The sequence below is a fragment of the Aeromonas sp. QDB14 genome, assembly GCF_027707845.1.
GTDB lineage: Bacteria > Pseudomonadota > Gammaproteobacteria > Enterobacterales > Aeromonadaceae > Aeromonas > Aeromonas caviae.
Genome location: NZ_JAPCJD010000052.1, coordinates 18,396 through 30,610, shown reverse-complemented (window position 1 = coordinate 30,610; position 12,215 = coordinate 18,396). Strand labels below are relative to the sequence as shown.

The window sequence follows — 12,215 nt, the reverse complement described above, 5'->3', positions numbered from 1 at the left end:
TTCGACACTCTTTATCCGCCCCCGGTCTTCACATTTAGATTATTCAGATTAGGCGACAACTATTCTGACACCGGGGGCCGCCACCAGTTCCCCGGTGTAGTGAACCTCAATTTGGCGTTCGCGAAACTCGGGGCTGAAGCGCTCGAGCAGGCGGATCTGCTCGTCATTGAGCTCAATCGTCTGTTCCCTGTGGGTTTTCTCGAGGCGCAACAAGCGGTCATGCTTGGAGAGCAAGTCGTGACGTTGCCACACACCACGCACACCGCCCGCACTGACGTTGATGCCTTGCAGAGCCAGTTCTTGCGCGACCCGCAGCGGGCCATGGGTTGGTCTGGTGAGGGAGTAATCGAGGATGGCCTGCTCAATCTCGGGAGCGACCCGGTTGGGATGCGCCCCTTTGCAGCCGGGGAGTTTGTCGAGCAAGCCCTCAGCCCCATAGGTCTGGTAGTTACGGCGAATCTCGTAGAACTGCTGGCGGCTGTAGCCGATGAGCTTGCAGGCTTTGCTGACGTTATTAAGCTCTTTGGCGAGCTCTAGCAGGCTGAGTTTACGACGTGCTACTTTCTCGTTGGTGGTCATACGGTGACTCCGGATAACACGGTAGGGGTACCGTTTTGTTATCCGGTTTGAAGCCGTATGACCACTCCCTTTTGTGGGCAACTGTCAGGTGAATACCATCTCCATACACATGTTATGGGGATGGCATCATATACTCTCTGATGCCTGCCCCATTTCACCGTGTTTATCCAGTCTGATGAACCAGTGCTGCGCCAGTTTTTGACCGGCACTTTTTTCTTGTGCCGTCATGCCTTTTTCAAGTTCACGGCTGGCGGCGGTTGCATCAATATTGCCATCCGTTGCGGCCAATAAATACCATGCATAAGCATGCAATCTATTGCGGGGGGCTCCCCATCCCTGCTCACGCATGATGCCCATGCGATATTGTGCTTGCCGATGATTGGCGTTTGCCGCAGCCCGATACTGTTTCATGGCTTCGGTATAATCAGCCTCACCACCCTGCCCCAGTCGCAGCATCTCGCCGTAGGCATATCGAGCCTCGACATTGCCCTGCGAGGCCGCCAGAGAGAGGCTCTTACGCGCAGCTTTCAACTCCCCCCGTTCCTGTTGCAGGGTCGCCAGTTCAAGCTGGGCCTGACTCACACCACCCGCGGCAGCCAGGTTCAGCCAGTGCTCCCGTGCGGTGATATCGCTCTGCTGCAGGCTCAATTGATATTCGGCTTCATGGGAACCATTGCCTGCCGCCAGCTCCAGCCAATAACGGCCAAGCGCCAGGTCCTGGGCAACCAGATCCCCCCTCAGATAGGCCTGCCCCAACCACAGCTGGGCAGGAGCAGCTCCTGCATTGGCGGCGCGCTGATAGAGGCTGAATGCCTCTTCAGAGGGCGCCTTGCTCGCCAGCACCAACAAAGCGTCCGGCTGTTGCTGGGCTGCGGCTTTCTCATACCAGCGCAGGGCAAGATCGGCGCGTTTTATCACCCCTTTCCCTTGCTCATAGCGAGCGCCAAGCTGGAATTGGGCAACCCGATTCCCTTGTTCGGCGGCTTTCTCCAGCCACTTGACGGCCTCTTCATCGGCCCCCGCCTGACCTGCATACCACTGCCCCAGAACCAGTTGGGCATTTCCATGATCCCGCTTGGCGGCCTGCTCGAACCAGTCGAGACACTCACTGGTAAGCTTGCCCTTGTGCCGTTGCCGGCACTCCTGACCCAGTTGATAGCTGGCCTCCCCATTGCCCAACTTGGCGGAGCGCTGCCACCACTGCCTGGCCAGTACAGGATTTTTGGGCTCTCCCAACCCAGCCTGATACCAACTTCCCACCTGTAGCGCGGCCCTGCCCCGAATATCGGCATCTGCCGCCATGGGGCCCGTCTGCTCGACCGCCTGCTTCATCCAGCGCATCGCCTCAGGATAATCCGGCTTGGCCGCCAGACGGTTGGCCAGCTCATATTGCGCCTTGCCCTGGCCCTGCTGGGCGGCTTGGGAGAGTTCAGACTCGGCGAGTCGTGTAGTTGTAGAACATGCAATAAGCAAACTAGCTAATAACATCGATAGTAAAGCTCGATATACCATCTATAACACCCGCAGTTTTAAACAAGAGGATAATAAGAAATTTAGTAGAAACACCCAAAATACCAAAAGCACATAATAAAAAACACTCAACTATAATCTAGATAAAATTAAACGTATCACAGCAAAAGATTTGCCAAGCCTGATTTAGGGTATTCCTTTTTTATCAAAGATGCATAATGTTGATCATGGTAGTCAAAAGTTATACCATCAATATATTCTTTTGAAATACTGTGGCAAGCATGACCTGGTAAAAAAAAGTCATCTTCTATTTTATATGGATAACAATCCACATCATATATGGAGCAATAGATGTAGCAAGCACTAGCGGTAAATTGAAAGAAATCTTCTTTACTATCTTTATCTAGCGTGCCGATAAACGCATTCATTCCTTTCGTAAGATCTTCTAGTGATAGAATTCCCCGTTCAATATAGGTTAGAAGACGCCCAGTTGAACGATAATGGCCATGCTCTCCCCAATCTCGGTCCATAATCAAGAATCCCTCATTTCCTCTAAAGAAATTCCATGGTTTTGTTTTGAACTCTGATATGAACTCAATTTCACTATATGGCTTCATTATTGCCATCTCATCGTTTCATCAAAATAACTAAGCAGATTGTACAGATCTAGTTATCACCTGACACCGGCCTCAAACCGGTGTCTTGTTTACGCTACTTTAGTGCGCACTTCCTTCGGTATCAATTTCAGACCCTTTTTGAACATGCTGTAGGGAGTCTGTCCTTCCATCATCCTGCCCTGATGTGGCCGCTGGGTGTTGTAGTGATCCAGATAGCTGTCCAGGTCTGTCTGCATCTGCTCTACCGACTCATACCAAGTTGTCCTCCCCTTGATACGGAAGTGTTCATCCAGCAGGGTGCGATGTAGCCGCTCGATAAAGCCGTTGCTCTGCGGCCTGCGTACCTTGGTGGTCCGGTGCTCAATCCCCTCCAGTTGCAGGAACAGCTCGTAGGGGTGATGGTCAGGGCGCCCGCAGAACTCGCGCCCGTTGTCCGACAGGATGGTATAGACCCGCGCCTCGTGAGCCTCGTGAGCCTCGAAGAACGGCAGGACCGTTTCGTTGAGCACATGGACCGAGGTCACCGGCAGCTTGCTGGTGTAGAGCCGTCCCCAGGCGTGGCGGCTGTAGCAGTCCAGTACGGTTTGCAGATACACCTTGCCCACCCCCTTGAGTGCGCCGACGAAGAAGGTGTCGACCGCCACCAGTTCCCCGGTGTAGTGAACCTCAATTTGGCGTTCGCGAAACTCGGGGCTGAAGCGCTCGAGCAGGCGGATCTGCTCGTCATTGAGCTCAATCGTCTGTTCCCTATGGGTTTTCTCGAGGCGCAACAAGCGGTCATGCTTGGAGAGCAAGTCGTGACGTTGCCACACGCCACGCACACCGCCCGCACTGACGTTGATGCCTTGCAGAGCCAGTTCTTGCGCGACCCGCAGCGGACCATGGGTTGGTCTGGTGAGAGAGTAATCGAGGATAGCCTGTTCAATCTCGGGAGTGACCCGGTTGGGATGCGCCCCTTTACAGCCGGGGAGTTTGTCGAGCAAGCCTTCAGCCCCATAGGTCTGGTAGTTACGGCGAATCTCATAGAACTGCTGGCGGCTGTAGCCGATGAGCTTGCAGGCTGTGCTGACGTTATTGGGCTCTTTGGCGAGCTCTAGCAAGCTGAGTTTACGACGTGCTACTTTCTCGTTGGTGGTCATACGGTGACTCCAGATAACACGGTAGGGGTACCGTTTTGTTATCCGGTTTGAAGCCGTATGACCACTCCCTTTTGTGGGCAACTGTCAGGTGAATACCATCTCCATACAATACCATCATGTTTTATGTTTTCCGCACCATGCAATGCGGCTTATTTTGCCCCACCTTTAGTTTTCCCGCCAGGAACCCACTCACCAGAAATTGCCCCTGGTTCATTACCAGTAGCACTTTATATTTAAACCGACTATCACCTTATCCTTGCATTATGTATCCCCGGAGGGGAGCTACTCTTTCATTCATCGCCATTTTGCAAGTGGCTCTGAAATAGTTCCATTTTCAATATTAATATCATGTTGCCAAAAACGCTCACCTTTAAATGACGGTTCATGTGCAAGAACAACTCTCACTGTTTTTTCTGCGGAAGCTGATTGGTTTGCTAAGCAATATATGCAGCTACCAGGTTCTTTAAATGAAAAACGGGTAATGAAAAGTAAATCTCCCTCCTTATCAAAAAAACTAATGCCAGAGGCATTTAAAGCCGCCACACCATCTAACTTCTTATCATAAGCAGCGTCAACATAATCACCTATCACTTTTATTTCTTTACCATCATAAACCCAAGAAATATCATTCTCATTTAAGTCAACCCTCATTTTCACTCCTGTGGCAAAGCTATATCAGAGATTATTTTTAGGTAAGCGTTATCTGTATAATTATTTTTCTTACTGGGAACAGCATTTTCGAAATCTTTGTAAAGAAGTCTAATCTGTTCTCCTCCCCCTGGATAATACTTGTATGAACCATCAGACATTTTTTCTATTTGTGGTCCAACGGGACCATATTCTATGTCAAATGGACGTTGTACTTCATAGGTAACTCTTCTATCAAGTGTTCCTTTCCATTCTTCTTTGATTGCGAGATTTGCTCTACCAAAGCTAGAGTTAGGGATCTCACTTTGAGTACCAAATTGACCTGGAAACTGAGCTCTGCCCTCATTAGTGATCATATTAAAACGTTCTCCAGGCTGAATAATTCGCGTCTTAGGAGTAAACCCAACAGGCCATGGGGACTCATTGTCCCTCACATTCTCAAATGCGCTAACCAATGCATGGTCATCGTTAAACTGGCCAGTATGATGCTGCTCAAATTGTTTGAATACATCTTGCTGCTCAACTGGGATCCGAGCTCTAGGTGTATCCAATGGACACTGTCCCGGCACATTACTTAACCCTAGCGGATCCACCCAGCCTGTAGGGTTGGGGGCATACTGGTAGTTATTGAGCCCGCCGGCCAAGCCTATCGGGTCAGGGGTGATAAATCTACCCGTGCCGGGCTGGTAGTAGCGGTGGCGGTTGTAGTGAAGCCCCGTCTCGGCGTCAAAATACTGCCCCTGGAAACGCAAGGGGGTTGCCACCTCGGCGATCTCTTCACGCCAGACATTGCCATAGGCTCGATAGCGCACCTGCCAGGCGGTGGCCCCGCTTGTGCGGGTCAGTGCCAAGGGCGTGCCCAGGTGGTCAAGCTGGTAGTGGAATACCTCGGCCTTCTGCCCCTCCCCTTCCAGCTGTGCCAGGGGTTTGAAACTGCCGGGTTCATAGATAAAGCTGCGGTACTGCTCGTCAGTACGATGCTTGTCATCACCGAGCAGATAGTGGCTCTCGGCAATCAGGTTGTTGGCCTGCCACAGGAATTCGGTAACCTGCTCGCCTTTTGCACCCTTTACCGTCTTGCGAATGCGGCGACCAAAGGCATCGTAGTCATAACAGGCAGTGCTGCCATCGGGCAGTTCAGCCCTCACCAGCTGGTGCTGGCAGTCGTAGTGATAGCGGGTCACCAGTTGCTGGCCCTTGCCGCGCCGCTCCAGCGCCAATCGGCCAAATTCGTCGTACTCGAAGTGGCGATCGCCACTCAACAGCAGCCGGTTCCCCTGGGTGCGAGCCCCATCGAACTGACCACCCGAACGTTCACCCAGGAGGTTGCCGGCCGGATCATGCAAGAAGCGCTCGGTCAGCTCGCCCCGCACCTCCAGCAAGCGGTCCAGCGGATCGTAGCGGTAGTGCTGCTCCCCCTGCACGCTGTCATCGATGCGCAGCAGGTTGCCCGTTCTGTCATAGCCATAGTGCCGCTCGCGGGCGACCTGCTTGCCCCGCTGCAGACGCAGTGCCGAGAGGCGCCCCTGCTCGTCATATTCGTACTGCTGGGTCAGTGCCCCTTGCTGCCTGCGCAGCTCAAGCCCACCCACCACCTGGTGGCGAGTGAGTTCGGCGCCGTTGAGATCAATGCCGCCAAGCGCCCCGTGCTGATAGTGATAGCCAAGCCGGTTGCCGTCGGGCAGTTGCCAGTGTGACAACCGTCCCATGGCATCGTATCGGAAATGGCTTGAGGCCCACCCCTGATGCTCGGCCACCAGATGACCGGCACCATCGTAGTCAAATGCCAGGGGCCAGGCACCGTCGTCGACCCGGATGAGCTGGCCATGGCCGTCATACTCGAAGACGATCTCGCGACCATCTGGCAGGGATTTTTTCAGCAAGCGCCCCATGGGGTCGCGCTCATAGCGGGTGACCAGCTCGGTCTCCTGCTTGCCGAACTCCACTTTTTCGCTCAGGCGTCCGTTGAGATCATAACGGTAGGCGGTGGTGCGACCATCGAAGCCGGTTTCCCGTGCCACCAGCCCGTTGGGATGGTAATGGATACGATGCTGTTCACCATGCTCGTTCTCGATCTCGCTGAGAAAGAGCTTGGCGTTGTCGTAGCGGTATTTGAGCTCGCTGCCATCGGGGTTGATGCGCCGACTCACCAGATGCAGGCCGGGGTGATATTCGAAACGTGTCTCGCGACCCAGCTCGTCCCACTGCGCCGTGACCTTGCCATAGGCGTTGTACTCATAGCGGCGAACGCCGCCCCCGGGCAGATGGACGGCACTGAGGCGATCTGCCGCGTCCCATTCATAGCGTGTGATTGCGCCACGCGGGTCTTGCCGCACGATCTGGCGGCCCCGCTCGTCATAGCGCCAGCGGCTTGTCCCGCCATCGACCCCTTTTTCTTCGATCAGTTGGCCAAGGCGGTTCCATACCAATTCGGTGCGGGTGCTGTCCGGGTGAACCACAGAGCACAGCTTGCCCTGAGGGGTATAGCCATAACGGGTTTCGTTCCCCAGGGGATCCCGCCTGGCAATCAGATCCCCTTGCGGATTGTGCTCAAAGCGCCATTCGCGCTCCCCCTGCACTACCTTGCGAACCCGGCCATCCCAGTAGTGATAGGCAGTCTGACTGCCGTCGGGAGCCACTTCGAGGGCCAACATCCCCTCTTCGTCGTAGTGATAATGGGTCTCGGCCCCCAGCGGATCACGGGCCAGTACTTTCTGACCCTTGCCGTTGTAGGCAAACTCGGTTATCGCACCATCCGGATCCTGCTGGCGGACAAGACGTGCCTGGCTGTCGTGCTGATACACCTCCTGACTGCCATCGGCATTGAGTACCGTCACCTCGCCCTTGTCATCATCCCAGCCATAGGTGACATCAAAACCCGCCACATCGCTCCAGTGGCGGATGGCGCGGGCAGACTTGCCTTCCCCTTCCCACTCCCAGAAGAAACCGGCACCGCCAGCCAGACGGCGCTCAACAATGACCCCATCATCACGATAGCGATACCGCTCGCACTCCCCGGCCCCATTCTCGGCCGCTACCAGGTGACCATGGTCATCGTAGTGGTAGCGTTGCAGCGTGGCCTGGGGCTGCCAGGCAATGCCATCAAAGCGCTGCAACTCGAGCGCCATGATGTGGTCGCCCTCGTAAGCGAGACGAAGGGCCAGCCCAGCGTCATTTTCAACCCAGGCGGGGCGCCCTTGACGGTCAGAACGCACTGTCAGTCGATTGCCGTAGGGATCGGAAAAACCGGTCAGCCGCCCAATCTCGCCATGCCAGGTAAAATGCAGGAACGGCGAACCAGCCTTGGCCAGGATCACTTCATCAGCCTCGTCACCGAGGTAGACCGCCGCCTCCGACAACAGGTTGGTCACCATGGGTCTGGCGGCTGATGGCAACGGCAGTTCGGTTGCCAGGGACTCCTCATCCCACCAGGTCAGGGTATCGCCGTGACGTTCAAGTCGGTGCGCAAGGGCATGCGTCCAGCCAAGCCCCATGCCGCAGGATTGCGCGACGGCAGAGGTGCGATAGAGGCGCCCGAAGACAAAGGGAAGCAAGCCCGGCAGTTCGCCATCTTGCAGTGCCAGCAACTCCTCCCCCGTCACCATGGAGACCGGGCAGTTGTTCTTGCAGGTGCTGGCTTCCGGTTGATGGGGCCGGTTATTCGGGGTAACTGCCTGCTTGGAGGCATCAGGTGTCTTGTTCACCTGTTTGATCTCGGTGTGCCCCTGGAATCGGCGTTTGGCCGCCGTGCCTTTTTCCACCAGCGTGTTGGCATTGCCATCGACCAGCTTGAGATCCGCTTTTTTGGCCGGGCTCAACGGTGCAGCCCCGGTGATCAGCACCTTTTTCGCCTGCTGGGCGTGCTGGGCCAGGTTGTGTTTCCTGGAGAGATCGACCAGGGAAGTGACCAGTCGCATGACCCGGTCACTGTTCTTGGCCATGGTGGCAGCCTTGGCACCATAGCGTGCAGCCAGGCCTGCCCCGCCGGTCAGCACCACCCCGATGATCACGTCAATCAGTACCGACGAAATCACCTGAGCACCAAACTCGGTCTGCTGATCCGGGGGCAACATCTTGACCCAACACACCAGGGCATAGGCATAAAGATAAAGCAGCGCCTCATCTTGCAGTACCAGCATGGCAGCTTCCATCTGGGAGGCCCCGGCCTTGGCCATGGCCGCAGCGTCCACCCCGAACTCGGCCAGCTTTTTGGCATTGCCTACCGGATCGGCCAGCAGGTTGTAGAGGGTCTTGAGATCGTCCCACACCCCGACCAGCGCCTTGCCGATACCGCTTGCCGCCGCCAGCGCATGGCTGCCAAACCCGCCACCAGTGCCACTGTAACGAGCCCAGGCCGCCTTGTGCTCACTGTTCCACTCCTTGGTGAGCCAGGCCTCCAGGTCTTTTTGAACCGGGGCATAAGAGGCAAACAGCGCATCCAGATCGCTCTTCTTCACATTGGGGTAGAAGGTCACCCGATAGGACTTGCCCGGGGTCAGCTTACCGACCTCGGCAATGCCCTTGCCATCCAGGGTTCCCTCCTTGGCTACCGCCTCGCTGACAAATCGTCCGCGCACCAGTTTCCCCGCCTCCACCTTGTACGGGGTATTGCCGATGGGAATAAACCTGACGGATTCGAACAGATGAACCAACCGCAGCGTGCCGCTCAGCGGGCACTGCGTCACCACGGACTGCGCCTTCTTGCTGCCGGACGATGCCGTGATGGTCTTGTCGCCCACCTTGATGGTCTGCTCCATGTCCATGCTGAGCATGTCACCCAGGAAGAAACTCTCGGCATCCTTGCGATAGGCACTCAGGACGTTGCGATAATCGGCGATCACTTCGTTGAAGACGGCCTGGCCGACATTGCTCATGCTTGAACCTCATTGATCAGCGCCGCTTCCAGCGCCGGAAACAGATCGATATCGGGGGATGGATGACGGGAAACAAAGCGGGCGACCTTGCAGCGCAGGTTCGCCTCGGGAAACGCCCAGTAGAGCTTACCGTTGTGATCCGCCAACTGCTGCATCAGGTTGTTGATAAGAGGGGCGGGATCCTGTCTCGTCAAGGTCGCGGCAATGGCGGGGGGCAGCTCCCACCAGGGGAATGCGCGTGGTGCTGCGGCTTCTGACGCAGCCCATTCGAAGCCGTCCCCTCCGACCCAGATCCCGTTCACTCCTGGCAGCAGGGCGGTGAAGCCCTCTCCCAGCTGGACCAGAATGCGTTTCAGATAAACACCATCCCAGTAACGGAAGAAGACCGCCTCCCCCTGGTGCCAGATCTGGGTCAGCCCCTGCAGATGGGCATAGAGGGCATCGACAGGTTGCTCGCTCGCCACTATCCAGCCCCAGTCGCTCGCCTCGGCGCCCTGCGCCCACTCGATAAAGGGGCTCTCCTTGTCGAGGGCAACCAGATAGGGCATGACGGGATGCCAGTCTTCATAAGGGGTGCCAAGATAGAGCCCGCGTGGCGTTTCGCGGCCATCGAGCTGGTAGTAGTGCTGCAAGGGAGCCGCATCGCACGCCCCCGCCAGCACGGCATAAAGAGGGGCTGATTGCCTCTGTATCCACGCTTCCAGCGGTGTGCTCTCAAATCTCACAGCCACCCTCCTTGCATTTTTCACACTCTTCACAGAAAGGGGCGGCACTCTTCATGGTGGCCAGTTGGGCAGGAGTGAGCGGTACCTTGGGTTTGGGGGGAACACTGACACCCAGAGGGCCCAATGGTGACTTGCCGCCCCATCCCGAGCCGGCACCCGGGCTGCCGCCCGAGTTCATCTTGATGGTGGGCCCCACCAGGGTGACGCCGCCGCCATCGACCTTGATGAAGCAGCCGCCGACCTTGACGGTAATGTCTGAACTCGCCTCCAGCACCACCTTGGCACCGGCTTTGACGTGTACCTCCTGCCCCGCCTGGGTGAGCCAGCGCTGACCGAGTTTTTGATGCATGGAGGTGTCAACGCCGAGGGAATAGTCCCCCTTGATGTGCTCCCGTTTTTCACCGTTCACTGTGAGGTGATCATTGGCCTTGATGCGGGTCACCCGCTCATTGTCGATGTCCCTGTGTTCGTCGTGCTTGATGTGCCAGGCGGCATCATTTTCGATATGCACGTTCAGGTCTTTCTGACCGTGGATATAAATCTCTTCCTGACCCGCTTGGTCTTCAAAACGCAGCTCGTTGAAACCCTCCCCCTGGTGGGTCTCGGTGCGCAGCACGGTGCGGGTCTTGTTGGCCGGCAATTCGTAGGGCGGTCGGTTGGTGGCGTGATAAGTGCGACCGGTCACGATGGGTTGGTCGGGGTCCCCCTCCAGGAATGAGACGATAACTTCGTGGCCGATGCGCGGGATGGCCATCATGCCGTACTGACCGCCGGCCCAGCCCTGGGATACGCGCACCCAGCAGGAACTCTGGTCGTTGCTCGAACCGTAGCGGTCCCACGGGAATTGCAGCTTCACCCGGCCGTGCTCGTCGCAGTAAATCTCCTCCCCCTCGGGACCCACCACCATGGCGATTTGCGGGCCGTCCACCATCGGCTTGTGAGGGGCCTCCGGGCTGCCGATGCGTGCCCGCCAGGTAGTGCTGGCTTTCACCACGCCAAATTCGTTGTGGTAGATGGTGGGGCCGCAGCCCCCCTCCTCCTCCAGCGCCTGCGGCTGCAAGCCGGTGTGCTGGATGCGCACGATTTGCCAGTCGGTATTGAGGCTGCCGTTGGGGTGTTCGGTGAGTGAAAACGTCTGGCCCGGCAGCAAGGCCGCGCAGTTGGACTTAGCCTGGCCCGCCACTGCGTCATTGCGCAGCGCATCCAGCCGATGCAGGGCAAACGCCTTGCCGCTCTGGTCCGCTTTGTAGCGGCCCGGGTAGTCGAAGTGCTGGTAGGTATCGCGCTGGTGTTCGAGCTCTGCACCCTGCTTTTTGTGAGAAAGGCCATAAGCCGGGGTCTTGAAGCTGTAGTCTTTGAGCTCCACATCGCTCGAACGCACTGCCTCCCGATAGTGGAACTGACGGACGTAGGGCCCCTGTTCCAGCGAACGGTTGCCGAGGTTGAAAAAGAGCTCGGGGCCGGCGGTCAGGGCGGCAGCGTCATCGGCAAACACGATGCGGTGCTTGCCCGCTTCAAACTCGTGGAAATAGAACATCCCCTCCTCGGCGGCGAGGCGGTTCACGAAATCGAGGTCGGTTTCCCGGTACTGAACGCAGTATTCCCGCTTGGCGTGCTCGTTTTTCAGGGCAAACGCATAGTCGGTGATGCCGTGCTCTTGCAAAAGAATGCTGAGGATTTCATCGGGCTTTTGTGCCTGGAAGATGCGGGAATTCTGGCGAAGTGACAGCCGCCATAGGGCTGGCTGTACCATGAGCTGATAGCGGGTGCGGCGAAAGCCGCTGTCACCCTGCGCGAAGTCACTGACCACCCCGCACACCCGGCGCTGCAGCTCGCCGTTGTACCACACCAAGAGCTCGCACGGCTGGTCCAGCACGGCGCCAACGTCGATGTCGGGCTGAGCGCTTGCCAACTCCAGGCGCAGGTTGAAGGGCCGGTTCAACGCCTCATCCAGTGCAAACTCGGCCACCACGAAAGTGCTCTCGGGCAGGGCCCCCACCTTGACGGTAAATTGTAATCCTGTGCTGTCTGCCATCGCTGCGCGCCCCTGAAATATCGTGCGGCCCCATCAGGTGGGGCACATCAAGCCATGTGAGATCTTCGCCATCGCCTGGATTTTTCTTCCACCATGGCTGCCGCACGCCCTTGACGGCGTGCGGCAAG

Annotated in this window: 7 protein-coding genes and 1 pseudogene; all 8 read right to left on the bottom strand. The window is 56.9% G+C overall.

Annotated features, from left to right (window positions below; all coding sequences use genetic code 11):
* Nucleotides 1–78: 78 nt before the first annotated feature.
* A pseudogene (locus tag PG887_RS15725) lies at nt 79–579 on the bottom strand (IS481-like element ISAs19 family transposase); the annotation flags it as partial.
* Nucleotides 580–705: 126 nt separating this feature from the next.
* Nucleotides 706–2,067, bottom strand: coding sequence for a tetratricopeptide repeat protein (locus PG887_RS15720; RefSeq protein WP_270822220.1), 1,362 nt, complete (start codon nt 2,065–2,067; stop codon nt 706–708).
* 140 nt (nt 2,068–2,207) lie between these two features.
* On the bottom strand, nt 2,208–2,675 hold the full coding sequence (locus PG887_RS15715) for a hypothetical protein (protein WP_146042857.1): 468 nt from the start codon (nt 2,673–2,675) through the stop codon (nt 2,208–2,210).
* 80 nt (nt 2,676–2,755) lie between these two features.
* Nucleotides 2,756–3,805: an IS481 family transposase gene (locus PG887_RS15710; RefSeq protein WP_270822218.1), complete on the bottom strand. Its 1,050-nt coding sequence runs from the start codon at nt 3,803–3,805 to the stop codon at nt 2,756–2,758.
* 294 nt (nt 3,806–4,099) lie between these two features.
* Nucleotides 4,100–4,456, bottom strand: a complete 357-nt coding sequence (locus tag PG887_RS15705; RefSeq protein ID WP_146042856.1) for a hypothetical protein — start codon at nt 4,454–4,456, stop codon at nt 4,100–4,102.
* 2 nt (nt 4,457–4,458) lie between these two features.
* On the bottom strand, nt 4,459–9,327 hold the full coding sequence (locus PG887_RS15700; RefSeq protein WP_270822215.1) for an RHS repeat-associated core domain-containing protein: 4,869 nt from the start codon (nt 9,325–9,327) through the stop codon (nt 4,459–4,461).
* Nucleotides 9,324–10,052, bottom strand: a complete 729-nt coding sequence (locus tag PG887_RS15695) for a DUF4123 domain-containing protein (protein WP_270822214.1) — start codon at nt 10,050–10,052, stop codon at nt 9,324–9,326. The genes PG887_RS15700 and PG887_RS15695 overlap by 4 nt, the downstream gene beginning before the upstream one ends.
* The gene (gene tssI, locus PG887_RS15690; RefSeq protein WP_270822212.1) at nt 10,042–12,087 is read right to left on the bottom strand and encodes a type VI secretion system Vgr family protein; all 2,046 of its coding nucleotides are present in this window, start codon (nt 12,085–12,087) and stop codon (nt 10,042–10,044) included. The genes PG887_RS15695 and tssI overlap by 11 nt, the downstream gene beginning before the upstream one ends.
* Nucleotides 12,088–12,215: the final 128 nt, after the last annotated feature.